The sequence below is a fragment of the Winogradskyella sp. 3972H.M.0a.05 genome (assembly GCF_040493455.1).
In the GTDB taxonomy this organism is placed as follows: domain Bacteria; phylum Bacteroidota; class Bacteroidia; order Flavobacteriales; family Flavobacteriaceae; genus Microcosmobacter.
The window spans coordinates 361,271-386,680 of record NZ_JANFDA010000001.1 but is presented as its reverse complement, the minus strand read 5'-3'; the positions used below and the strand labels follow the sequence as shown (position 1 = coordinate 386,680).

The 25,410-nt window shown below is 35.6% G+C and carries 22 protein-coding genes and 1 tRNA gene; 14 read left to right on the top strand and 9 right to left on the bottom strand.

The window, feature by feature from the left end; genetic code table 11:
- Genes NCE97_RS01730 through rpiB form a run of 3 tightly spaced genes read right to left on the bottom strand, consistent with a single transcriptional unit; the run spans position 1 to position 1,790 of the window.
- Entirely contained in the window at positions 1-447 is a 447-nt protein-coding gene (locus NCE97_RS01730; RefSeq protein WP_353777145.1) for a GNAT family N-acetyltransferase, read from the bottom strand.
- Positions 447-1,355, bottom strand: coding sequence for a cation diffusion facilitator family transporter (locus NCE97_RS01725; RefSeq protein ID WP_353777144.1), 909 nt, complete (start codon positions 1,353-1,355; stop codon positions 447-449). Before NCE97_RS01725 ends, NCE97_RS01730 begins: the two co-directional genes overlap by 1 nt.
- A complete protein-coding gene (gene rpiB / locus NCE97_RS01720) occupies positions 1,356-1,790 on the bottom strand; it encodes a ribose 5-phosphate isomerase B (protein ID WP_353777143.1) in 435 nt (144 codons plus the stop codon).
- Positions 1,791-2,344: 554 nt separating this feature from the next.
- Here rpiB and rnr point away from each other — a divergent pair.
- Genes rnr through NCE97_RS01695 form a run of 5 tightly spaced genes read left to right on the top strand, consistent with a single transcriptional unit; the run spans position 2,345 to position 6,942 of the window.
- Positions 2,345-4,570 (top strand): ribonuclease R, encoded by a 2,226-nt coding sequence (rnr, locus tag NCE97_RS01715; RefSeq protein WP_353777142.1) that lies wholly within the window; start codon positions 2,345-2,347, stop codon positions 4,568-4,570.
- A gap of 21 nt (positions 4,571-4,591) precedes the next feature.
- A complete protein-coding gene (locus tag NCE97_RS01710) occupies positions 4,592-4,891 on the top strand; it encodes a heavy metal-binding domain-containing protein (protein WP_353777141.1) in 300 nt (99 codons plus the stop codon).
- A gap of 56 nt (positions 4,892-4,947) precedes the next feature.
- Positions 4,948-5,619, top strand: a complete 672-nt coding sequence (locus tag NCE97_RS01705; RefSeq protein ID WP_353777140.1) for a head GIN domain-containing protein — start codon at positions 4,948-4,950, stop codon at positions 5,617-5,619.
- 24 nt (positions 5,620-5,643) lie between these two features.
- Positions 5,644-6,204 carry a hypothetical protein gene (locus NCE97_RS01700; RefSeq protein WP_353777139.1) on the top strand — a complete coding sequence of 187 codons (561 nt, stop codon included), beginning with the start codon at positions 5,644-5,646 and terminating at the stop codon, positions 6,202-6,204.
- Positions 6,205-6,237: 33 nt separating this feature from the next.
- Positions 6,238-6,942 (top strand): LysE family translocator, encoded by a 705-nt coding sequence (locus tag NCE97_RS01695; protein ID WP_353777138.1) that lies wholly within the window; start codon positions 6,238-6,240, stop codon positions 6,940-6,942.
- Positions 6,943-6,972: 30 nt separating this feature from the next.
- Here NCE97_RS01695 and NCE97_RS01690 read toward each other — a convergent pair.
- The 3 genes from NCE97_RS01690 to NCE97_RS01680 all read right to left on the bottom strand — a co-directional run bounded on the left by NCE97_RS01690 (position 6,973) and on the right by NCE97_RS01680 (position 7,852).
- Positions 6,973-7,046, bottom strand: a tRNA-Cys gene (locus tag NCE97_RS01690).
- A gap of 53 nt (positions 7,047-7,099) precedes the next feature.
- Positions 7,100-7,462 carry a dihydroneopterin aldolase gene (folB, locus tag NCE97_RS01685; RefSeq protein WP_353777137.1) on the bottom strand — a complete coding sequence of 121 codons (363 nt, stop codon included), beginning with the start codon at positions 7,460-7,462 and terminating at the stop codon, positions 7,100-7,102.
- 180 nt (positions 7,463-7,642) lie between these two features.
- Entirely contained in the window at positions 7,643-7,852 is a 210-nt protein-coding gene (locus tag NCE97_RS01680) for a zinc ribbon domain-containing protein (protein WP_353777136.1), read from the bottom strand.
- 95 nt (positions 7,853-7,947) lie between these two features.
- On the opposite strand from NCE97_RS01680, the gene NCE97_RS01675 reads away from it, so the two are divergent.
- Positions 7,948-9,975, top strand: coding sequence for a glutamine--tRNA ligase/YqeY domain fusion protein (locus NCE97_RS01675; RefSeq protein WP_353777135.1), 2,028 nt, complete (start codon positions 7,948-7,950; stop codon positions 9,973-9,975).
- Positions 9,976-9,982: 7 nt separating this feature from the next.
- The gene (locus NCE97_RS01670; protein ID WP_353777134.1) at positions 9,983-11,287 is read left to right on the top strand and encodes a hypothetical protein; all 1,305 of its coding nucleotides are present in this window, start codon (positions 9,983-9,985) and stop codon (positions 11,285-11,287) included.
- Positions 11,288-11,349: 62 nt separating this feature from the next.
- On the opposite strand, the gene NCE97_RS01665 is transcribed toward NCE97_RS01670, so the two are convergent.
- Positions 11,350-12,282 carry an SPFH domain-containing protein gene (locus tag NCE97_RS01665; RefSeq protein ID WP_353777133.1) on the bottom strand — a complete coding sequence of 311 codons (933 nt, stop codon included), beginning with the start codon at positions 12,280-12,282 and terminating at the stop codon, positions 11,350-11,352.
- A gap of 74 nt (positions 12,283-12,356) precedes the next feature.
- On the opposite strand from NCE97_RS01665, the gene NCE97_RS01660 reads away from it, so the two are divergent.
- The 3 genes from NCE97_RS01660 (at position 12,357) to NCE97_RS01650 (ending at position 15,693) form a co-directional block, all read left to right on the top strand.
- Positions 12,357-13,040 (top strand): hypothetical protein, encoded by a 684-nt coding sequence (locus tag NCE97_RS01660; protein WP_353777132.1) that lies wholly within the window; start codon positions 12,357-12,359, stop codon positions 13,038-13,040.
- Positions 13,041-13,124: 84 nt separating this feature from the next.
- On the top strand, positions 13,125-14,363 hold the full coding sequence (locus tag NCE97_RS01655) for a choice-of-anchor B family protein (RefSeq protein WP_353777131.1): 1,239 nt from the start codon (positions 13,125-13,127) through the stop codon (positions 14,361-14,363).
- Positions 14,364-14,367: 4 nt separating this feature from the next.
- Positions 14,368-15,693, top strand: coding sequence for a hypothetical protein (locus NCE97_RS01650; RefSeq protein ID WP_353777130.1), 1,326 nt, complete (start codon positions 14,368-14,370; stop codon positions 15,691-15,693).
- A 14-nt stretch (positions 15,694-15,707) separates the two neighbouring features.
- Here NCE97_RS01650 and gltX read toward each other — a convergent pair whose 3' ends face one another.
- Both gltX and NCE97_RS01640 read right to left on the bottom strand, forming a co-directional pair.
- Positions 15,708-17,453 carry a glutamate--tRNA ligase gene (gltX, locus tag NCE97_RS01645; protein ID WP_353777129.1) on the bottom strand — a complete coding sequence of 582 codons (1,746 nt, stop codon included), beginning with the start codon at positions 17,451-17,453 and terminating at the stop codon, positions 15,708-15,710.
- 119 nt (positions 17,454-17,572) lie between these two features.
- Entirely contained in the window at positions 17,573-18,616 is a 1,044-nt protein-coding gene (locus NCE97_RS01640) for an alkane 1-monooxygenase (protein ID WP_353777128.1), read from the bottom strand.
- Positions 18,617-18,743: 127 nt separating this feature from the next.
- Here NCE97_RS01640 and NCE97_RS01635 point away from each other — a divergent pair, with 127 nt between their 5' ends.
- The 4 genes from NCE97_RS01635 (at position 18,744) to NCE97_RS01620 (ending at position 25,398) form a co-directional block, all read left to right on the top strand.
- Complete coding sequence (locus NCE97_RS01635) at positions 18,744-22,175, top strand: DUF4175 family protein (protein ID WP_353777127.1); 3,432 nt, start codon at positions 18,744-18,746, stop codon at positions 22,173-22,175.
- Positions 22,168-22,578, top strand: a complete 411-nt coding sequence (ybeY, locus tag NCE97_RS01630) for an rRNA maturation RNase YbeY (protein ID WP_353777126.1) — start codon at positions 22,168-22,170, stop codon at positions 22,576-22,578. The genes NCE97_RS01635 and ybeY overlap by 8 nt, the downstream gene beginning before the upstream one ends.
- An 84-nt stretch (positions 22,579-22,662) precedes the next feature.
- On the top strand, positions 22,663-24,534 hold the full coding sequence (gene mnmG / locus NCE97_RS01625) for a tRNA uridine-5-carboxymethylaminomethyl(34) synthesis enzyme MnmG (RefSeq protein WP_353777125.1): 1,872 nt from the start codon (positions 22,663-22,665) through the stop codon (positions 24,532-24,534).
- A 12-nt stretch (positions 24,535-24,546) separates the two neighbouring features.
- Positions 24,547-25,398 (top strand): class I SAM-dependent methyltransferase, encoded by an 852-nt coding sequence (locus NCE97_RS01620; protein ID WP_353777124.1) that lies wholly within the window; start codon positions 24,547-24,549, stop codon positions 25,396-25,398.
- Positions 25,399-25,410 lie beyond the last annotated feature (12 nt).

Sequence of the window (25,410 nt, the reverse complement as noted above, 5' to 3'; positions counted from 1 at the left end):
TTATTCTCTGTAAAGCATTGCCACATGAGGAATGTTATCTTCGAGGTACTCCTCTCCTACTTTATTGAATCCTAGATTATTATAAAAACGTTTTAGGTATGTCTGCGCGGAGATCTTTATTAGGTTGGTGTTGTAATGTGTCTTGATAGCTTCAACAGAAGCTCGCATAATATCATAACCGTATTTAAATTTCCGTTCTTTTTCTCTAACCACTACTCTACCTATGCTTGACTCCTCAAAGTAATCTCCTGGTTTAAAGATTCTGGTGTAAGCAACCAATTCATTGTTTTTATAACCCAAAACATGAAGTGCTTTTTTATCTTTTCCGTCTATATCCTGATACACACAATCTTGCTCTACAACAAATACTTCTGATCGTAATTGAAACATATCATATAGATTGTCTTTCGTAAGTTCTGAATATGTTTTTACTGTAATCTCTATCATTAATCTTGAACTATAATATCCTTAGGATCTTCTTTATTGAATTCTGGTTGAAGCGTAACATGATTCACCGAAAATTCGTTATAAACTAGTGTTTCTATTTGTTTTGATATATCATTAAAATCTTCAATAGTAATATTATTGTTTAAATCGACATGAGCTTCAAGATGAAGTTCATCATCATTGAGACACCACAAATGTACATGATGAATTTTTTTAACACCATCAATTGTATTAACCCTATCTACCAAAGTTTCAACATTAATATGCTCTGGTGCAAATAGCATCAATATTTTAGTGGATTTGATCAATAAATCATAACCAACCCAGATAAGATATATGGCAATAGCCAAGGTTAGTATACTATCTACAATATAAATCCCATAAAATTTCATGAACAAACCACCAATCAACACCGCTATACTTGCCATCATATCTGTAAATAGGTGTACATAAGCAGATCTCATGTTGAGGTTATTATGAGATTGTTTTCTCAGTAATAAAACACTAAATCCATTACCTAAAATTGCAATTAATGACAGCCATATTACCAGATTGGATTCTATTTCGACAGGATTAGAGAAACGCTCTATAGCCTCAATAATTAACAATACAGCTACGATAACCAAAGTGGCTGCATTAATGAACGCAGCTAAAATTTCGGCTCGTTTATATCCAAATGTTTTGGTGTAAGAAGCTTTTCGTTTAGCAAGCTTTGAAGCGATATAGCTAATTACCAATGATAATACATCGCTAAAATTATGGAGCGCATCACTAAGTAGGGAAAGGCTTCCAGATACAATACCACCTATAGCTTGAGCTATGGTAATAGCAATATTGAGGATAATAGAAATGAGGAGGTTTCTTCCTTTTAGATCATGGTGGTGATTATGATCGTGATGGTGACCCATTTAGCATGAAATCGCAATTTTATCTACACGTCTTTCGTGACGGCCTCCTTCAAAATCTGTAATTAAAAAAGTTTCTACCATTTCTATAGCCTGTTGTTGAGCAGTAAATCGTGCCGGAATACTTAAGATGTTAGCATTATTATGTTGTCTCGCTAAAGCTACAATTTCTTTAGTCCAGCAAAGTGCTGAACGCACTTTTTGGTGTTTGTTAGCAGTCATGTTTGCACCATTTCCACTTCCACAAATAATAATCCCAAAATCTACATTACCATCTTCAACATCTTGAGCTACAGGATGAACAAAATCTGGATAATCCACACTATCACTAGTATTGGTTCCATAATTGGTAACTGTAATTCCTTTAGCTTCTAAATATGCTACGATTACTTTCTTATAATCGGTTCCTGCATGGTCATTTCCTATGGCAATTTTCATAACTTTTTAGGTGATTTGTTTAAAATGTAAAGTTACAAATTATAAAACCTGTTCATGACTTTTTCATAGTAATGTTAATAAGTGTTCACAATTATTAAAAATTATTTTTTTTATTTCTGAAGATAATTTCTAATTGATAAAAGAATCTATATTTCCAAAAAAATAGATCCTTTTTTAAATGAAAGTTTTACACAACAAATTCAATAATATCAACAGTAAAACTGAAAGAATTTAATCAACAAATATTATTAACAAGTGTTATTAACAGCTGTGTGTAAAAAATCGTTTTTACGCTATTAATAAGATAGTTATATAGTTTATTAATGTTAATTAAACATTGATTGATTGTAAATTATATATAATCAAAATTTATTCTGAAAAAGTTATATCCACAATTCACAAGCTATAATAATTACCATTTTATTTAAATTTTAAAAAAGAAAAAAATATGATAATGTTATTATGTGTTGAAAACATATTGTTTTATAAAAATTTAATACTAAAGAAATGGCTATTAATTTTTTAACCGTAGTTTTGTTGGTATAGAATGAATTATGCCAAGAAAGAAAAAAAAGCGATCCTCTAAAAGGATTACTAATCTAACCAACACAATCCTTAATATTTTAAAAAAAGAACGTAACAAGACGTTCAACTACAAACAAATATCAGCGAAGCTAGGTGTTAATGATGCAAGTAGTCGTAATCAGATTATAAAGACATTAGCAAAACTTCATGCTAAGCAAGAAATAGAACAAGTAGATAGAGGAAAATATAAGGCCATTGTTACAGCTGAATATCATACAGGTATTTTAGACCTTAATGCCAAAGGAAATGGATACGTAATTACTGATGATTTTGATGAAGATATCTTTATTGCATCCAATAATATTAACAAAGCTCTAGATGGAGATGAGGTAGAATTCTATGCTTATAAACGTAGAAAGCGAGGTAAAATAGAAGGGGAAATAACTCAGATTCTAAAACGAGAAAAAACAGAATATGTTGGTGTTATTCAGGTTAACGAACGCTATGCTTTTGTAATACCAGATTCACCAAAAATGTACAAAGACATCTTTGTACCTATCAATAAGACTAACAAAGCAGAGGAGGGAGATAAGGTACTTGTTAGACTCGAAGATTGGCCAGATAAAGCGGATTCACCTTATGGAAAGGTTTTAAAAGTTTTAGGAAAACCAGGCGAACATAACACAGAGATCCATTCCATTTTATCAGAGTATGGATTACCTTATGAATTTCCTTACGATGTTCAAAAATATGCTGACGATCTAGATACTTCAATTACAGCTAAAGAGATCGCAAACCGAAGAGATATGCGCGAGGTCTTAACATTTACGATAGACCCTAAAGATGCAAAAGACTTTGATGATGCCTTATCATTTCAAGTTTTAGAAGATGGTTTATACGAAGTAGGAATTCACATTGCAGACGTATCGCATTATGTAAAACCAAATACTATTCTAGATGATGAAGCTTACAATAGAGCAACCTCAGTCTATTTGGTAGATAGAGTAGTGCCAATGCTTCCAGAAATATTATCCAACAATGCTTGTTCTCTGAGACCGCATGAAGAAAAATACACATTCTCTGCAGTCTTTAAACTCAATGATAAAGCAGAAATAAAGGACCAATGGTTTGGAAGAACAGTAACCTATAGTGACGCACGTTTTGCTTATGAAGAAGCACAGTCTATTATAGAGAATAACATGGTCACTGAGCGGAGTCGAAACCACCACATAAATACTAATATTCCAAAGGAAGTATCCTTAACAGGAAAAGCTTATGATACAAAACCAGAAATAGCAGAAGCAGTTTTGGTTTTGGATAGATTAGCAAAAAAAATGCGCTTAAAACGCATGTCTTCAGGAGCCGTATCTTTTGATAAAATAGAGGTGAAGTTTAATCTAGACGATGACAACAATCCAACTGGAGTCTTCTTTAAAGAAAGCAAAGATGCTAATAAGCTTATCGAAGAATTCATGCTGTTAGCCAATAAAAAAGTCGCTGAATTCATCGGAAAGCAAAACCCTAAGAAAACCTTTGTCTATCGTGTCCATGATGAACCAGATGATAGTAAACTAGCTGCGCTTCAGAATATAGTCTCTCGTTTTGGTTACAAATTAGATTTTAGAGATAGAAAAACGACTACAGCTTCACTGAATAAATTACTGAAAGATGTAAAAGGGCAGAAGGAGCAGAATATGGTCGATACCTTAGCTGTTCGCTCAATGAGTAAAGCTGAGTATACAACTCAAAATATAGGTCATTACGGTTTAGCATTCGATTATTATAGTCATTTTACTTCACCAATTCGACGCTATCCAGATGTCATGGCGCATCGATTGTTACAGCTATATTTAGATGGTGGAAAATCTGCAAATGAAGAAGTTTATGAAGAAAAGTGCCAGCACTCTAGCAATATGGAATACTTAGCCACAAAAGCAGAGCGCGATTCAATAAAGTATATGCAGATAAAGTTTATGCAAGATCACAAAGACGAAGAGTTCCTTGGAGTAATTTCTGGCGTAACTGAATGGGGAATTTATGTAGAGATTATTAATAATAAGTGTGAAGGCATGGTAAGGTTGAAAGACATAGAAGACGATCATTATGAATTTGTGGAAAAAGAGTTTGCTATTATAGGCAGAACAAGCAAAAATGTATACCAGCTAGGCGATGAGGTTTTGGTAAAAGTTAAAGAAACAGATTTAGTAAAAAAACATCTCGATTTTCACCTTTTAGGAAAGCCAGAGGATTCTTAAATTAGCTCAAAATTTTTCAATATGATATTAACAACAACACATACTATAGAACACCACAAGATTGTAGATTACCTGGGTATAGTAACTGGAGTAAACATGAAAATGCGTGATATGACTGCATTTGGAAGTAAAACAAGACAAGCTAAGGATATGGAAAAAGCCTTAGATGAACTCAAAGAAGAATCTTTTCAAGAACTAAGAAATAATGCCAAAGCATTAGGAGCAAATGCAGTAGTAGGAATTCATATTGATTTTGAACCTGTTGGCCAAGGATATTATTTTGGCGTTTCTGTTACAGGAACAGCAGTAAAAGTAGCCTAACAATAATCTTCGGAATACTATTTGATAATAAAGCAAAAAACAATTAATCCTTAATCATGAAAAAAACATTAGTTATGCTGTTGTTATGCTTATCAACAAGTATAATAGCACAAAACACAAGAGAGAAAACTGTAGGAGAATTTTCAACTTTAAAAGTATACGATCTTATAGAAGTAAAAATGGTAAAATCGGATATAGATAAAGTAGTTATATCTGGAAAAAATACCGAAGATGTAAAGATTGTGAACAAAAACGGAAAGCTGAAAATCAAGATGAAGCTTGAAGAGATTTTCGATGGTAATAATACTTCAGTTACACTTTACTATACCAACATAGAAGTCATTGATGCTAATGAAGGTGCTTATGTAATGGTAGACGATACTATTGAGCAATTCGAAATCGAACTAAAAACACAAGAAGGCGGTAAAATAAAAGCAGATGTTAATGTTACCTATGCAGATATAAGATCAGTAACAGGAGGATCTATAGAATTATCTGGAACCGCAAAAAACCAAGACATTTCACTATATACAGGAGGAATTTATAAAGGAGAAACCTGTAAATCTGAAAATTCTGAAGTTGCCATCAGAGCTGCGGGAGTAGCACATATCAATGCATCAGAATTGCTTAAAATAAAAATTAGAGCAGGAGGAGACGTATACATTTACGGAGACCCAAAACGTGTTGATGAAAGCAGGGTCTTTGGAGGACGTATAAAACGCATGTAAAACATATAAATTAGCATTAATCCCATGAAACAACTACTTATTTCTTTAGCTTTACTATTATCTTTTCAATTTAGTTTTTCTCAGATAACAGTAGAGCCACCATCAGAAGGTAAATCTGTAATTTATTTTATAAGAACAGCTTCACCTGGACCACTGATGAATTTTAAGTTTTTTGATAAAGACGAGTATTTAGGAAGATTTAACGGTGTAAATTACTTTAGATACGAATGTGAGCCAGGAAAACATTTGTTTTGGGTAAAGTCAGAGAATTTTGATTTTGTAGAAGCAGATCTAAAAGCAGGAGGCGTATATTTTCTAGAAGTTAAAGGAAGGCTAGGAGCTATTTCAGCTGCATCAAAGTTCTTCTTAGTAGACTATGAAGATGAGAAGCAAATGAAGCGAATCACCAAAGTTTTTAATAAAGCTGAAGGTGTAGTAATGGATCAAGAAGAATTAAATGAAAAGTACGATAAAATAAAAGATCGTTTACCGCAAACAATGCGACAAATCCAAGTGAGTAGAACCAAAAGGCCTAATAAGGTAAAACGAATCACTCAAGATATGACGTATAGTATTAAAGAATAAATAGTATCTTTTTAACGATAAATAATCTATACAATGCTAGATGACATCTTAGCAGCAATACCATTCGGAATAATACTGGCCTTTACTATAGGACCAGTATTTTTTGTATTACTAGAAACTAGTGCTACAAAAGGATTTCGTTGTGCTATTGTCTTTGATATGGGTGTCATCTTAGCAGATATAGTATTTATTCTTTTAGCATTTTCTAGTATCAATAATTTACTAGATAAGATAAAAGACGATCCTAACTTCCTAGTCTTTGGAGGCGTGTTATTGATTACTTACGGCATCATTTCATTTATAAAAACCTCTAAATCTTTTCGATCCATAGTACGAGAACACCAAAAAGTAGAAATTAACAACAAAGACTACGGAAAGTTATTTCTAAAAGGATTTTTGCTGAACTTCATCAATATTGGTGTACTATTAGGCTGGCTTGGCTTTATTGTCATAGGCAGTACAATTACCAGTTCGGAAAACGGAGTAATGGTCTTTGTGGTAACTATGCTGGTGGTTTATTTCCTAGTAGATTTAATAAAGATTTTCCTAGCCAAACGTTTAAAAAGCAGGCTTACACCACGTTTAATTTTCAAGACGAAGAAGATTGTTGCACTTGTAATATTAGGTTTTGGAATTCTATTATTTGTTCAAGGCTTATTTCCGGAAGCCTATCAAAAGAATAAAGAACGTCTAGAGAATATTAATCCAATAAAAGACAAACTACCCAACGGACATTAAAAAAACCCCTAAGCATAGCCTAGAGGTTTTTGGAGGCGTCTAGCGGATTCGAACCGCTGTAAAAGGTTTTGCAGACCTCTGCCTAGCCACTCGGCCAAGACGCCATTTATAACGGACGACAAATATATAAAAACTATACAGTTTACACCATTAGGCGCTATTTTTTTCGCCTTTCGGTCATTTTTATCGTTACGCTTTGCACATCACCACCAATTGGCGGATTTAGTTTACTCACAGAAACAGTAGCTTTTTTAACCATCTCATGCTCAGATATAATACGACCTAGAATACGCTTAGCAACAGTTTCCAATAACTTAGAAGTTATAGCCATTTCTTCAGCAATAACCCTATTTAAGAACACATAATCGATTGTATCTTCTAGAGCATCAGATTTAGAAGAAAGTCCTAAGTCGCCTTTAACCTCAAGATCAACTCTGTAATCACTACCTATTTTAGTTTCTTCAGGCAAACAGCCATGATAAGCATAGAGTCGTATGTTTTCTAAGATAATCGTTCCCATACCACAAAAGTAATACTACGCTTTCTCACTTCGTGTGAATTTCTGAAAGAAATTTTAAATTGGTGTAAACTATAACATTTGTCATTCAGAATGGACATTGAGCGGAGTCGAAATGGGAATGAAGAATCTCTTGATTTCGTATACTTAGATTCTTCGTCTCACTTCATTTACTCAGAATAACTAGTTGGTAAAGAAGTCAAAAACGTTGCTAATAGCGCTGGTTTTAGTTTTGTAGAATTCAGTGTAGGAACAACGATCACAAGTAACGCTGGTAAACTTTTTATTCTGTATATCAAATATTTTGGACAATGTACCACCTGTGGCACGCATTTGACTTACAGTATATTCTCTATTGCTACATTTTGGACACTTATAATTTCTATGTTGCATAATAATTTGGTTTAAAATATAAGTGTCTAACTACCGCTGTTTGTTACAACAGTCTTACTTATTTTGTCTAATTTTGCAGACGAAATTTTTGTTAAATGTCAGAATACAAATCACTCAATTTTATTGAGCAAATTATAGAAGAAGATCTAGCCAATGGTTTATCAAAAGATAAGCTGAGGTTTCGTTTCCCGCCAGAACCTAATGGATATTTACATATTGGTCACACCAAAGCTATTGGGATTAGTTTTGGACTGGGAGAGCACTACAATGCACCCGTAAACCTTAGATTCGATGATACCAACCCAGCAAAGGAAGAGCAAGAATACGTAGATGCTATAAAGCGAGACATACAATGGCTTGGTTACCAATGGGAAAATGAACTGTATTCTTCAGACTATTTCCAAAAACTATACGATTGGGCAATTCAGTTGATTAAAGACGGAAAAGCGTATGTAGATAGCCAAACTTCTGAAGTAATGGCTGAACAAAAAGGCACACCAACACAAGTTGGAACAAACAGCCCATACAGAGACCGAAGTATAGAAGAGAACCTCGATTTATTCACCAGAATGAAGAATGGTGAGTTCGAAGCAGGTACACATGTACTTCGTGCTAAAATCGATATGGAAGACCCAAATATGCTGATGCGCGATCCAATCATGTATCGCATCATGTATGCACATCACCATAGAACAGGAGATGAGTGGTGTATCTACCCTATGTACGACTGGACACACGGTGAAAGCGACTATATAGAACAGATATCACATTCGCTTTGCTCTTTAGAATTTAAGCCGCATAGAAAGTTGTATAACTGGTTTAGAGACAATGTCTATGAATATGACAAAGAATCATTGCCATTACCACCAAAACAGCGTGAATTTGCGCGACTGAATTTGAGTTATACCATCATGAGTAAACGTAAGTTATTGCGCTTGGTTAATGAAGGTGTTGTGACTGGCTGGGATGACCCTAGAATGCCAACAATTTCTGGTTTAAGACGAAGAGGCTACACACCGAAATCGATTCGTCATTTTATTGAAAGAGTAGGAGTCGCGAAGCGCGATAATGTTATAGACGTATCACTGCTGGAGTTTTGTGTTAGAGAAGATCTCAACAAAACCACCAACCGTGTTATGGCCGTTTTGGATCCTGTGAAGCTGGTTATCACTAATTATCCTGAAGATAAAGAAGAATGGTTAGAAGCAGAAAACAATCAGGAAGATGAAAGCGCAGGGTTTAGGAAAGTACCATTCTCTCGGGAGCTTTATATAGAGCGTGAAGATTTCAAGGAAGAAGCAGGTAATAAGTTTTTCAGATTGAAACTTGGAGGCGAGGTAAGACTTAAGAATGCATATATCATTAAAGCAGAAAGCGTCGTCAAAGATTCAGAAGGAAATATTACAGAAATTCATTGTACTTACGATACAGATACATCCCGAAGAGTTAAAGGCACACTGCATTGGGTATCTATAAAACACGCTATTAAAGCAGAAGTAAGAGAATACGATCGCTTGTTTATGGACGAAGCTCCAGATGGTCATGGAGACAAGGACTTCATGGAGTTTATAAACCCTAATTCGTTAAGAGTTAGAGAAGCGTTTATAGAACCAAGCTTGGCTAATGTTGAAGTAGGAGAGCGATTCCAGTTCCAGAGGCTAGGATATTTTAATGTTGATGACGATTCAACTTCCGAACATCTAGTATTCAACAAAACAGTTGGACTTAGAGATACTTGGGCAAAGCAGACTAGTGCTGAGCGTAGTCGAAGTAAACCGAAACAGAACACCAACCAAAACCAACCAAAACCTCAGCAGCAATCACAGCGCAAGCCTATCGACGTGATTAAGCAACTAGGAAAGAAATACACCAATCTTCCTGAAGAAAAGCAACAAAAAGTCAAAGTAGAGATACAAGAGCTTGCCAAGAATGTCGCTTATGAAGATTTAGAGCCTTTATTTGGCACCGCTGCAAAAAAAGTAGGCACACGTATCGCTACAACGATAACGCTTAATGTAATGCTTCAAAATGGCTTAGAACGCAACGATGCAATTAATGATTTCATAGCAAAGGCATTAGAAGATAAGAATGAGTTATTGGTTGCGGAAGCTAAAACCATATAGTTTGATAATGAATATCAAAAAGATAACTCTAATTATAGTGGCCTTTCTCGCGTTTGGCTGCTCCATGCTAGAAAAGGAAGAAGATAAATCTGTATTGATTGAAGAAGATAGAAAAGCATTAGAATCGAAAATCAATACGCTTCCAACACTGCTATATAAGTACATTAAAGTCAATAAAAAAATCTCTGAGATGGACAGCTTACAACTAGCTAAGCTAAAAAAGGAACATCCAGAGATAGAAGATATTATTGAAACAAATTCAGAGTTTAAAAAGCTTTACAATAAGGATCGAAATAGTGAATTAACCGCTTTAGATTACATTAGATTCTATAGAACATTCAAGACATCAAAAGATATCATAGAAGATTTTGATGAAGATATTTTACCGTCTTTTTTTGAGAATAATTCAACTGGGCGCAACCTAACAGCTGAAGAAATAAAACAACAAAAAGCAGGAGAGCATATAGCTTTTGCCGCATTTGGTTTAGTGTTAAGAGACTTCGGAAAATGGTCATTTTCTTATGAATTGTCTATGGTCGATCCAGAAATAATTCCAGATGGTGAATTCAAGGCTGTTTTCATGATATTTAGAAACCTTATGCTGTTTCAAAAGGAACTCTATTATTTATCAGAGCACGAGTTAACACAGAATATCGATTGGATTGAAAAGCATCCTGAAGCCAACTTTTACACGTCATTTAATATTTCAGGATTTGGTTTTGAAACCAAGGAGAATGCAAGAGAATATATTCTGGTTTTAAATTATCTTTTGAGAGGCTTAGATCGACTCAAAATGGACAATGAGGTTTCTGAAAAAGAAGCCATGAAAGATTTTGAAACCGCTATAGAAATTGCGGACGAGTCGGGAGCTAATAATGAAATTATACAAGCAGTAAAAGTTTATTTCTATACCAAAAAAGAAAACCCAGAAAAAGCAATAGCAGCTCTACAAGAGCTAAAAACAAGCGATATACTTTCCGATGCAGAAAAGAAATCTATTGACGAAGCCATATCTTATATAGAAAAAAGAGAGACAGACAAGGTTCTCAATGGAGTTTATGACAAAATATTTTTGAGTAAAATTGTTGCAAGCTATATGTATGCACAAGCAAAACAAGTCGATTGGGAACGTGTTTTAAAAGCCAATAATATCAATGCTCCTGAAGAACTAAAAAGCAGTTTAGACTTTATTACAGACTTGCAAAAGAACATTAATAAATACTCCTCAGAAGAATCTATAGATGCAGCTCAGAAAGAAATAAAAGAAAAGGGACTGGAGCTATTTGAGAAATCCAAAAACGTTTTTAATTAACCAAAAAAAACCCTCGACATTACATCGAGGGTTCTGTTATTTGAAAGGAAGTCGAGAATTCTTTATTCCTCTTCCTTCTTTTTGTTATTCTGTTGCTTCATAGCCTCTCCAATTTGGTTACTTGCTGTAAAACTAGCTACCATATTGTTTAGCATATCGCTACCAGCCTGTGGAGAGTTTGGCAATAAGATGAGGTTACTATTAGTTTCCTCACCAATAGACTGAAGTGTATCATAGTGCTGCGTTACAACGATAAGGGCAGATGCCTCTTGTGAGTTGATACCAACACCATTTAGTACTTCTACGGATTCCTCTAAACCACGAGCAATTTCACGACGTTGATCAGCAATACCTTGACCTTGTAAGCGCTTGCTTTCAGCTTCAGCTTTAGCCTTTTCAACAATAAGAATACGTTGTGCATCACCTTCAAACTGTGCAGCAATCTTTTCGCGCTCAGCAGCATTAATTCTATTCATTGCAGCCTTAACTTGAGAATCAGGATCGATATCTGTCACTAAAGTTTTAATGATGTCATAGCCATAATCTTGCATGGCGTCATTCAATTCAGACTTAACAGCAATAGCAATATCATCTTTCTTTACAAAGACATCATCCAATTTCATCTTTGGTACTTCGGCACGCACCACATCAAAAACGTAAGACGTAATTTGATCGTGAGGATAATCTAGCTTATAGAAAGCCTCGTAAACCTTATCCTTAATTACTTTATACTGAACGGAAACCTTCAAACGTACAAATACGTCGTCTAAGGTTTTTGTTTCTACAATAACATCCAATTGCTGGATTTTCAAACTCAATTTTCCTGCAATTCTATCAACAAGAGGGATTTTGATATGTAATCCTGAATGTCTTATGCTATGGAATCTACCAAAGCGTTCAATAACAGCTGCAGTTTGCTGCTTTACAATGAAGAATGCAGAGATTAGAATAATAAGACCGAAAAAAATAACAGGAATGAAAATAAATTGACCCATAACAGTGTTTTAATGGTTAGACAAAATAATTGATGCTAAATTAAGTTATATTTATGCCCTTTGATACCAAGAACATGAAAATTAAGCAACTTTCCTTATTAGTAGTCTTTTGTATAGGTTTTGTTACAGTCTGTTTCTCGCAGCATCGCAGATATCGCATCCAAAACAATGTTGGAATTATGGGAGGTCTCACCCAATACGATATCATTACAGACAACTTTGAAACCAAAAAAGGAACAGGATGGATGCTTGGTGCTTCTGCAACTGTTGATTTGCCAAACAAATGGTATAATCTCAGTTATATGATTCAGCTTACCCAGAATCCTTTTGAGATTGAAACCAGGACAACTGGCGCAAGCACAGAAACTACGCTTACCGAATACAAAGTATTTACTGTACAGGCTGGATTGATTGGCCACTTGAAGCTTGTAGGCAACAACATTACCATTGATGCGGGCCCAATGCTACAATACAATAGCAATTTAGAGCTTCAGGATGGAAGCCATGAAAACTATTTTATTCAAAACTATACCAACCTCCAAGCAAAAGACATCGAAGATGTTTCCAATTTTAACGTAAATGGAATGGTTGGTGCAACTGCTGGTTTTGATCATTTCAAAGTCTCTGCACATTATGTATACAGCTTCTTAAATACTCTAGAGAAACTCAATGACCAAAACCTCGATACCACTGGTGGAGAGAGCAACTTTAAAGGCAATCAAAGCATGTTGATTTTTGGTGTTGCTGTGTTTTTTTAGTTTCATAACTAAAAATGTCTTTGATACTTTAAGACAAAGAGTCACATTTTATGGTTAACTTTAAGACTTAAAAAAATTGTCCCTATGAAAAGATTAATCATTGGCACCAAACTTTTTGTGCCTTTATTTTGCTTCATTTTTTTAATTAGTTGTTCTGATGATAATGATGGTGGAGGTCAAAACAACGATCCAGACCCTGCTCAGGTTATAGGAGAGCCATGCACCAATGGTTTGGCAGCAGGAATATATCCCTGTAACGGATTTGATTTTATGAGTCACGTGTCACTGTCTGATTTAGGTGCAGTAGAAGCTAATGATTCTTGGGGCTGGGTAGACCCAAGTAATTCTAAAGAATACGCATTGGTAGGATTAAACTCAGGAACTGCTTTTGTAGACATCTCTGATCCTATAAACCCTATTATGTTAGGGACTTTACCAACACAAACCCAAAATAGCCCTTGGAGAGATGTTAAGGTATATAATAATCATGCCTTTATAGTTAGTGAAGCGCCCAATCATGGAATGCAGGTTTTTGATCTTACAAGACTAAGAGATGTTACCAACCCACCAGTTACCTTTAGTGTAGATGGACATTACTCAGGATTTGGTAATGCGCATAATATAGTTATTAATGAGTCTTCAGGATTTGCTTATGCTGTTGGAACAACAACATTTAATGGAGGACCTCATTTTGTGAATATTCAAAACCCAACCTTTCCTGAAGCCGCAGGCGGGTACTCAGAAGGCGCTTACACACACGATGCACAAGTGATTAATTATACAGGACCAGATGCAGATTATATAGGGAAAGAAATTTTAATAGGAAGTAATGAAGACGAAGTTGTTATTGTTGATGTATCCGATAAGGATAACCCAACATCCATATCAACGATAAGCTATAGCAATATAGGTTATACACACCAAGGATGGTTTACTGAGGATATGCGTTATTTTATCTTAGGTGATGAAACCGATGAACAAACATTTGGATTTAATACCAGAACCCTTGTTTTTGATTTTACCGATTTAGACAACCCGCAATTTCATTTCCAATATCTTGGGCCAACAGCTGCTATTGATCATAACGGTTATGTACTTGGGAATACATATTACATGGCTAGTTATACTGCGGGAATGAGAGCATTAAGCCTCAATGCTGTTGGAACACAGACAATGACCGAGTCGGGATTTTTTGATACATATCCACAAGATAATGATACAGCTTTTAGCGGAGCATGGAATGTATATCCATATTTTCCTAGCGGTAACATTATTGTAAGTGATATTAATGGAGGATTATTTGTAATAAGAAGCAGTAATTAAAATAATGAAAAAGATAGCGGCAATATTAGGATTAGCCCTGTGCTTTGCTTGTGCTAATGACGATGATAACACACAAACAAGCTTCAATGGTGATGTTCAATGGGCAAGAACTTTTGGAGGATCCAATGAAGATATAGCATATTCTGTGATTGAGACTCAAGATGGAAATATTGCTGTCTTAGGATATACGAATAGTACGGATGGAGATCTCTCAAACAAAACCTTAGAAGTAAACGATTATTGGTTTTTGAAACTAGATCAAGAAGGAAACATACTTTTAAATAAAACGTATGGAGGATCTGGAGATGATAGAGGTCAAAAAATAATACAAACACCGGATGGTGGCTATGCTATAGTTGGGTATAGTATGAGCAGTGATGGAGATGGAAGCAACAACGAAGGATTTCATGATAACTGGATATTGAAGCTTGACAATTCTGGGAATATTATTTGGGAAAAAAGCTATGGTTTCTCAGGACATGACCACGCTTATGGCTTAATAGCAACTAATGACGGAGGGTTTTTCATGACTGGTTTTTTAGACGTAACAGCTTCGGGTGGGGAAGGTAATGATACAGCATCAAGATCAACAAATCGTCATGGTGTAGGGGAGTTTTGGTGTCACAAACTAGACGCTAACGGTGATTTACAATGGAGAAGATATTTTGGAGGCACTAACAATGATCGTTCGTTTTCTGTAGTCCAAGCTAATGATGGAGGCTATGTTATTGCTGGTTTCTCAGAAAGTACGGATTTTGATATTACAGGCAATCAAGGATCTTACGATTACTGGGTGATAAAATTAGATATTGAAGGAAATTTAGTTTGGCAAAAAACATTAGGAGGCTCAGGAATTGATCAATCCAGAAGCATTGTTAGAACTAACGATAATGGTTACATTATTGCTGGAAACAGTTTTAGTTCAGATGGAGATGTAGATAATAACAAAGGCAGTTCGGATTTTTGGTTAGCCAAGATAAACGATAATGGTAATGTAGTATGGAAGAAAAACTATGGAGGCTCTGACTTTGACTTTGCATCCTCGATCAGAAAAGGACAGACAGGCTATATTGTTTCAGGATATACCAAAAGCTTGGATGGGGATCTGACCAACAACAAAGGAGATAATGATTATTGGGTAATTAAGATTAACGAATCTGGCGATTTGTTATGGCAAAAAAACTATGGCGGTTCAGGATTAGACCTTGCTCACGATGCCATAGAAATGACCGACAGAAGCATTATTCTAGTTGGTGATACCGAAAGCTTAGATGGCGATATTATAGAGAATAAAGGACTGAAAGACGCCTTAATTGTTAAGGTAAATTAATCTTAATAGAAATTTTACGCTTTATTCACTAAGCTCTTAATTCGTCTTAAGCTTTCCGCTTTACCAATCATAAACATAATATCGAACACATCAGGACCTTGTAAAGCACCAACTAAAGCCAAACGCAACGGCATCATTACTTTTCCAAAACCGATCTCTTTTGAGGTAATCCAGCCTTTTACTGTATCTTGAAGTGTATCTTTTGAAGAATCATCAGCTTGCTCAACTACAGTAACCAATTCCTCCAAAATAGATTTAGTGTCTTCTTTTATAGCTTTATTAAACGCATTTTCATCATAGCTTGAAGGTGCTTCAAAAAAGAAGCTGGTTAAGCTCCAATAATCTGAAACAAATGTTGCACGTTCCTTAACCAATCCGACAACCAATTCTATATAGTTGCTGTCGATATCAGCAAGCTCAGGCCTAGAGCGTTTCAAACTTTCAGCTAAATCATTATTGTTTTGCTCTTGCATATAATGATGATTGAACCACTTGGTTTTATCTGGGTCGAATCGCGCGCCTGCTTTATTCACCTTAGCTAAATCAAAAGCATTGATGAGTTCCTCCAAGCTAAAAATCTCCTGCTCAGTACCAGGATTCCAACCTAGAAATGCCAGGAAATTAATCACAGCCTCAGGGAAGAAACCGTCTTCTTTGTAACCTCTTGCGACATCACCTGTTTTTGGATCTATCCATTCCAAAGGGAATACAGGGAAACCAATTTTATCACCATCACGCTTACTCAACTTGCCATACATTCCTTTTTTCAGAGTCGTTTTGATGTCTTTTTTAAGATTAGAATCTTTGTTCTCGTTTATTTTTAGTTGCTGAGAAAGGTTTTTGAAATTCTCGAGGATGCCTCTTATAATTTTTCTCGACTCAACAGCATCATAATCAAATTTCCCAAGGAATTCATCACAATAAATATCTGTAAACTTATCAATGGAGTTTTTGTTCAAGTACTTAGAAGGATCTGGCTTTAAGATTAAAGGCAAATGTGCAAATTGTGGGGCTTCCCAGCCAAATGCATCATATAGCTGATAATGTAACGCCAAAGAAGGTAACCATTCTTCACCGCGAATCACATGTGTAATTTCCATGAGATGGTCATCCACAATATTAGCAAGATGATAAGTAGGCATGCCATCACTTTTGAATAATACCTTATCATCCAAAATATTGGTATCTATAGTGATTTCGCCACGAATAATATCCTGTAACACCAAAGTTTCGTCTTGTGGAGATTTAAATCGAATCACATAATCTTCACCAGCATCTATTTTAGCCTGTACTTCATCTTCAGACAACACTAAAGAGTTAACCAAACGCCCTTTTTCTCTGTTGTGCCAATTATAGATAAAGGTTTTGCCTTTAGCGTCATGGTCTTTTCTATGAGCATCCAGCTGTTCTGAAGTGTCAAAAGCATAATAAGCCTTACCCTCATCTACTAAACGATCCGCATATTGCTTATATAAATGCTTGCGCTCACTTTGTCTATAAGGCCCATATTTTTGCTGGAGGCTGAGCGGAGTCGAAGCCGGGCTTTCATCAAAAGGAATGTTAAGCCATTCCATGGCTTTAACAATGTAATCTTCGGCACCTTCAACAAAACGGTTTTGATCTGTGTCTTCGACACGCAACACAAATGTGCCGTTATGTTTTTTAGCAAACAGATAATTAAACAAGGCAGTACGAACACCACCAATATGTAATGGTCCTGTAGGACTTGGCGCAAAGCGCACACGAACGTTTTGACTCATAGTTTAAAAACTCTTTTTTTAGCGCTTTGCGCTAAATATCATTCAGTATTATCATCCTGAACTTAAATCAGGATATAATTGAAGGGCAAAGATAAAATGATATTTAAAAAAAGACCTAGTTAAGCAGTAATCATTTCCTTAGGAATACGCTTATTCATAACGCTAAACCATAAAGGAGGCACTAAAGACATAACCATAGATGTTGGATACCCAAAAGGCATCTGCGGACTATCCTCGTGACAATCTAGGATTTGATACTTTTTAGAGGATTTGTAGTGGTGATCGCTATGCCTAGTTAATTCATACAAAACAATTCTTCCAATCACATGATTGGAGTTCCAGGAATGGATTTCACGAACACGTTCGTAACGACCTTTTTCAGTCTTTAAACGCAGTAAACCATAATGCTCTATATAGTTTACAGTTTCCAGAAGCAAGAACCCAACTACACCTGCGGCAAAGGCAAATAATAAGCCATTCAAACCAAATACTGTAAAGATAATTGCTAAATACCCTGTCTGGAATATGATATACCAGAGCATATCATTGTATCGCGATAAGAATGGCAGTTTATAATTTTCTAATAATCGCTTCTGAATCTTCCAAGCGCTAAAGTATTGTCGTATTGTTGAGGTAAACCAAAAGGAATATACCGTTTGATTATACCTTGCTGTTGCAGGATCTTCTTTGGTAGCAGCGTGCAAGTGATGCCCAAAATTATGCTCAATATAAAAGTGCATATATAGCGACGGCATCAGCAGAGCCTTACCAAGAAAACGTTCTTTAGACGCTTGCCTGTGACCCAACTCATGAGCTACATTGATACCATTAACACCGAGAACGATACCAACAGTGAAAATCAAGCCAATAAACTCAAAAGTTTCAATCGGTTGCGTTGTAACCGTAAATAATGCATAAGCTATAATTCCAAAAACAATAGGAAGATTCAAATAGAGCAACCAATCGAATAGCTTTTTCTTCAAGTTGCTTTCAATTTCCGACTCTTCTAAATTACTATCATCAACAGGAAACGACATTTCCAAGATTGGAAGCAGCACAAAAGCATAGATAATAGTTGCATAACTCCAATAACCCCTTAGGAAGATTCCCAAAATCGCTACCAGTGGAATAGAATAAGCCGCTAAATACTTAAGATCTTTCATCAGAATGATTCATTATAGATTCCATTCATCCAAATTTTAACAGAAATGCTCGATATTAACAGAATCTTACCAAATTTAGGGACTTTTCAATTAAAATAAAATTGTAGATTAGTCTGTTATTAAAGCAATGAGCAATTTCAAAGCCATACAAGAGAAGTTAGAACAGTTCATTAAAAAGTACTATACCAATGAACTGATAAAGGGAACAATTCTGTTTTTTGCCATAGGATTGTTGTACTTCATCATTACGTTATTGATAGAGTATTTTTTATGGCTGAATCCTACTGCGCGTACAATTTTATTCTGGTTGTTTGTTGCTGTTGAGGTAGGATTGTTTGTGAGATTTATAGCATTTCCACTCGGGAAACTATTCAAACTTCAAAAAGGAATAGATTACGAAGGTGCTTCAAAGATTATCGGAAATCACTTCCCAGAAGTAAACGATAAGCTTCTTAATGTATTGCAACTAAACAAAAACAAATCAGAATCAGAATTACTCATTGCCAGCATAGAGCAGAAATCGAGCGAGCTGAAGCCAGTGCCTTTTAAGCTAGCCGTAAATTTTAAGGACAATGTAAAGTACCTTAAGTATGCGGCAATCCCTATTCTTATCATTTTAGTATCGTATATATCTGGTAAAATAGATTGGTTTAGTGATAGTTACGAACGTGTTGTTAACTACCAAACCGCTTACGAACCGCCGGCGCCGTTTCAGTTTTTTGTAACTAACGAGTCTCTGCAGGCCATTGAAAACAAAGATTTTAAAATCAATATTTCAACAGCAGGTGAGGTATTGCCAGATAACGCTCAAATTCATTTCAATGAGCAGTCGTATTTCCTTCAACAAGTTGAACCAGGTCAGTTTCAGTTTGTGGTTACGCAACCAAAAAACGATATTAGTTTTAGTCTATCAGCCAATGGTGTTACTTCAAAGCCTTATATGCTTGAGGTGATCCAAGTACCAACGCTTATCAATTTTGAGATGGTGCTAGATTATCCTGGGTATACCAAAAAACAAGATGAAACTTTAAAGAACACAGGAAGCGCTACAATACCGGAAGGGACCAAAATCACTTGGAATGCGGTTGCCAAAACAACTAATGAAATTAACCTGTATGGTAAGGACACGTTGAATCTTGTTAAAACTGACGATAATTTTTCAGCTTCGAAAAGAGTATATAATAAGTTCGATTACAGCATCAACACGAGCAATGATGAGCTTAAAGATTATGAAAGTTTAGCGTTTTCTATTAACGTAATTAAAGATGCCTATCCAGAGCTTAATCTCAAGGTTGAAAAGGACTCACTAGATCAACAAAGTCTTTATTTCTATGGACAGGTAAGTGATGATTACGGTTTGAGTAAACTACAAATGGTATACTATCCTTCAGGTCAGGAAGAGCAAAAATCTATTGAACCAATAGCAATCTCTAAATCCAATTTTGATGAGTTTGTGAGCGCATTCCCTAATCAATTGAATTTAGAAGAAGGCGTCGATTACGAGTTATACTTTCAGGTTTTTGATAATGATGCGCTGCACAATTATAAAAGCGTAAAAAGCAGTGTCTTCTCATATAGAAAGCTTACCAAGGATGAAGAAGAACAGAAGCAGCTTCAAGAGCAAAACGAGACTATTGAGGATATGAATAGTTCTTTTGAAAAGCTTCAGCAACAAGACAAGGATCTTGAAGAATTTTCAAAAACACAAAAGGAAAAAGAGCAGCTTAGCTTTAATGATAAGAAGAAGTTTGAAAACTTCCTGAAACGACAAAAGCAACAAGAGCAACTGATGCAAAACTTCAATAAGAGATTGCAAGAAAATCTTGAGGAGTTCCAAAATGAAAATGAAGAAAAAGACCAGTATAAGGAAGATTTGCAGCAACGATTGAAGGAAAATGAAGAACAGCTTAAGCAAGATGAAAAACTTCTCGAAGAGCTCGAAAAACTCAAGGATAAGATCAATAAAGAAGAGTTTACAGAAAAACTAGAACAACTTGCAAAGCAAAACAAGAACAAGAAGCGCAGTATGGAGCAGTTGCTAGAAAATACGAAGCGTTATTATGTATCTAAGAAGGCTGAAAAGTTGATGAAGGAGCTCGAAGATTTAGCCAAGAAGCAAGAAGAGCTTTCTGAGAAATCAGATGAAGAAAACACTAAGGAGGAGCAAGAAAAATTAAATAAAGCCTTTGAAGAGTTTCAAAAGGAAATGGATGAACTACAAAAGGACAACCAAGACCTTAAGAAACCAATGGACATTCCTCAAGATAAGCCAACCGAGGAAAGCATAAAAGGTGACCAAAAGAAAGCCACAGAAGAACTAGACAAAAAGGAGCAACAAGAAGGGCAAAAGCCACAGGAGTCTCAAACGCCTCAAGAGCAGCAGCAAATGCAAGAACAAATGCAAAATGCTAAGAAGAACCAGAAAAAAGCTGCTCAAAAGATGAAGCAAATGAGTCAGCAAATGGGCCAGATGCTACAAATGGGAGGTGGTGAACAAATGGCAGAAGATGCCGCAATGTTGCGACAGATTTTGGATAATCTGGTGCTATTCTCTTTTGATCAAGAAGATTTGATGGATCAGTTCAAGAGTATAGATATTGGCCATAACCAATACGGAAAGTTTATCATTGAACAGAGTAATCTTAGAGAACATTTTGAGCATATTGACGATAGTCTTTTTGCTCTGTCGCTAAGACAGCCAATGCTATCCGAAGCTGTTAACAAGCAGATTACAGATGTATATTTCAATATTGATAAATCCTTAGATCAACTATCCGAAAACAGGTTATACCAAGGCGTTTCATCACAACAATACACCATTACAGCTACCAATACACTTGCAAGCTTCTTGAGTGATATTTTAGACAATATGGAATCTCAAATGAACTCAGGTATGGGTCAAGGTGGTTCGCAAGACATGCAATTGCCAGACATCATCATGAGCCAAGAGGAGCTGAATAAACAGATGCAAGAAGGCATGGAGAAGCAGCAGAGTAAAGGACAAGGAAAGGAAGGAGAAGAGCAACAAGAAGGTGGAGAAAATGAACAGGAAGGCGAAGAAGGAGAAAAGAAAGAAGGTGATAAAGGCAAACAGGAAGGCGAAGAAGGAGAGAACATGGGTGAAGGTGAAGGCTCTAGCGATGAAGAAATAAATGGAGAATTATATCGCATTTATCAAGAGCAACAAAAACTTAGACAAGCTTTACAAGACAAGATTGGTAAAGATGGAAATAGAGGAGAAGTAGGTGACCTAATAAAGAAAATGGAAGAGGTGGAGCTGGATTTACTGAACAAAGGATTCACTAATCAAACGCTTCAAAAGATGATGGAACTTCAGCATCAATTATTGAAATTAGAGAATGCCACCTTTATGCAAGGGCAGGATAATAAGCGTAAGTCTGAAACAAACTTTAAGCAGTACGATCAAAAATCTACGAATCAAATCCCTACCGCGAAACAATACTTCAATACTACTGAGATATTAAATCGTCAAGCATTACCTTTGCGCCAGCACTACAAACAAAAAGTGCAAAAGTATTTCAAGACTTCAGATGATTAATTACCATTACGAAACAGAGTTTCAACTAAAAGACGAGCAAAGTTTTTCAGACTGGATTTCAAGAGTTATAAGCGACGAAGAATGTTCAGAAGGAGAAATCAATTACATCTTTTGTGATGATGATTATTTGCTGAAAATTAATCAAGATTATTTAAATCACGACACGTATACAGACATAATTAGCTTTGATTATTCGGTAGGAAAAACACTACAGGGAGATGTCTTTATTTCTGTAGAAAGAGTTAAGGAAAACTCAGGCAAATTCAATACAGATTTTGACAAAGAACTACAGCGTGTTATGGTTCATGGCATACTTCATTATTGCGGATATAAGGACAAAGATTCAGAAGACCAAAAAATAATGCGAAGCAAGGAAGATCACTATATCAGCCTTATGGGTTGAGTTTTAGATATTCAACGTATCTTTGCATCCCAAAATTAAAGTATCGGTAGATGTTCCACGTGGAACATTATAAAAAATAAGACAATGTTTAACGAGGTTTATGATGTTATAGTAGTAGGTGGTGGCCACGCTGGAAGCGAGGCTGCAGCTGCAGCTGCCAATATGGGAAGCAAGACATTGTTGGTGACAATGAACCTCCAGAATATTGCTCAGATGTCTTGTAATCCTGCTATGGGAGGAATTGCAAAAGGGCAAATCGTAAGAGAGATTGATGCTTTAGGAGGATACAGTGGAATTGTCAGTGATACCTCTGCGATTCAATTTAAGATGCTCAACAAATCCAAAGGGCCAGCAATGTGGAGTCCGAGAGTACAGAGTGATAGAATGCGTTTTGCTGAAGATTGGAGAATGCTTTTAGAAAATACGCTTAATCTCGACTTTTACCAAGAGATGGTAAATGGTCTATTGATTGAGGGTGAAAAAGTTGTTGGGGTAACAACATCCTTAGGGATTCAAATCAAAGCAAAAACAGTTGTGTTGACCAATGGAACATTTCTGAATGGTTTGATCCATATTGGTGAAAAACAATTTGGAGGTGGTAGAGCAGGTGAACGCGCTGCAACAGGAATCACAGAACAACTTGTGGATCTAGGATTTGATTCTGGAAGAATGAAAACTGGAACACCGCCTAGAGTCGATGGAAGATCTTTAGATTATTCTAAAATGATTGAACAACCCGGAGATGATAATCCAGAAAAGTTTTCATATTTAGACATTACAAAACCACTTGCAGAACAACGTTCTTGTCACATGACATATACAAGTCAAGAAGTGCACGATTTGTTGCGAGAAGGTTTTGATAGATCACCAATGTTCAATGGAAGAATTAAAAGCATTGGCCCAAGATATTGTCCATCTATTGAAGATAAGATCAATCGTTTTGCAGATAAAGACCGACACCAATTATTTGTTGAGCCAGAAGGCTGGAATACTGTTGAGGTTTATGTAAACGGGTTTTCTACATCACTACCAGAAGATGTTCAGTTTAAAGCATTGCGTTCTGTAGTAGGATTTGAAAACGTGAAGTTTTTCAGACCAGGCTATGCTATAGAATACGATTATTTCCCACCTACGCAATTGAAGCATACTTTAGAAACTAAGCTTGTAGACGGTTTATATTTTGCAGGCCAGATTAATGGGACTACAGGATACGAAGAAGCTGCTTCGCAAGGTTTAATGGCAGGAATAAATGCTAGCTTAAAAGTTCAAGAAAAAGATGCGTTTACACTCAAAAGAGATGAAGCATACATAGGTGTTCTTATTGATGATTTAATCACAAAAGGAACAGAAGAGCCATATAGAATGTTTACATCGAGAGCTGAATATCGAACGCTTTTACGACAAGATAATGCTGACTTTAGATTAACACCAAAAGGCTATGAACTTGGAATCGCTTCTGAAAAACGTATGAAACGTATGGAGCAAAAGCAAAAACAATCCGATGCTTTTGTTCAGTTTTTTAGAGATACGAGTGTAAAACCAGAAGAAGCTAATCCGGTTTTAGAGACCAAAAATTCGTCTCCGATGAGACAGTCAGATAAGATGTTCAAGATATTTGCCAGACCTAATATTGATATTAATGATGTTAGAAAATTTAAGGCTGTTGAAGATTATATTACTACAAATGAACTAGACAGGGAAGTAATAGAACAGGCAGAAATACAAGTAAAATATTCTGGATATATAGAAAAGGAAAAGAACAATGCGGATAAATTGAATCGCTTAGAGAATATAAAAATTCCAAAAAATTTCGATTATTCTGTGTTGAAATCCATGAGCATGGAAGCCAGAGAAAAGCTTAACACAATACAGCCAGTTACGATATCTCAAGCGTCGAGAGTCTCTGGAGTTTCGCCTAGCGATATTTCTGTTTTATTAGTTTATTTGGGTCGATAAATAGTGTTCCACGTGAAACAAAATCTATTTTTAACAGTAAAAGATCATTCAGTTTCAGGAGAAAAATTTGAGCTTATTCATAACGATGAGCTTCAAATGCTGGAAACCTACCCTCAACCTTCTACAGAGAAATTACCAGAATATTACCAAAGCGAAGACTACATTTCTCACACAGATTCTAAACGGAATTTGTTTGAGAACGCATATCATTTTATAAGATCAATAGCGCTCAATAAGAAATTAAAATTGATTAATGCTTTCAACACATCTAGTAAAACACTTCTCGATGTTGGATGTGGTACAGGTGATTTTTTGCTTAAGGCTAAAGAGAATGATTGGAAGGTTACTGGTATTGAACCAAACGAAAATGCCAGGGCAATTACTGCAGAAAAAATTGGGCCATCTGCTTTTGATGTTGAACATTTGGCAAAATTAGAACCAAGCTCTTTTGATGTTATTACACTTTGGCATGTTTTAGAACATCTTCCAAATTTAGAAATGCATGTTGCGGTTTTTGAAAGATTATTAAAAGAGGATGGGAGATTGGTGATTGCCGTTCCAAACTTTAATAGTTACGATGCAAAATACTATAATGAGTTTTGGGCTGCATATGATGTGCCGAGACACCTTTGGCATTTTTCTCAAAAGAGTATCCAGATACTTTTTTCAAAAGTTAATATGACAGTTGAAAAAGTTCGTCCAATGAAATTCGATTCATTTTATGTGAGTTTACTTTCAGAAAAATATAAAAATGGAAAGATGAATTTTTTCAAAGCATTTGTAACAGGATTGCGTTCAAATTTGAAAGCAAAATCTTCAGGAGAGTATTCTTCATTAATTTATGTGCTCAAAAAGTCTAATTAAGCCAATAGAAAG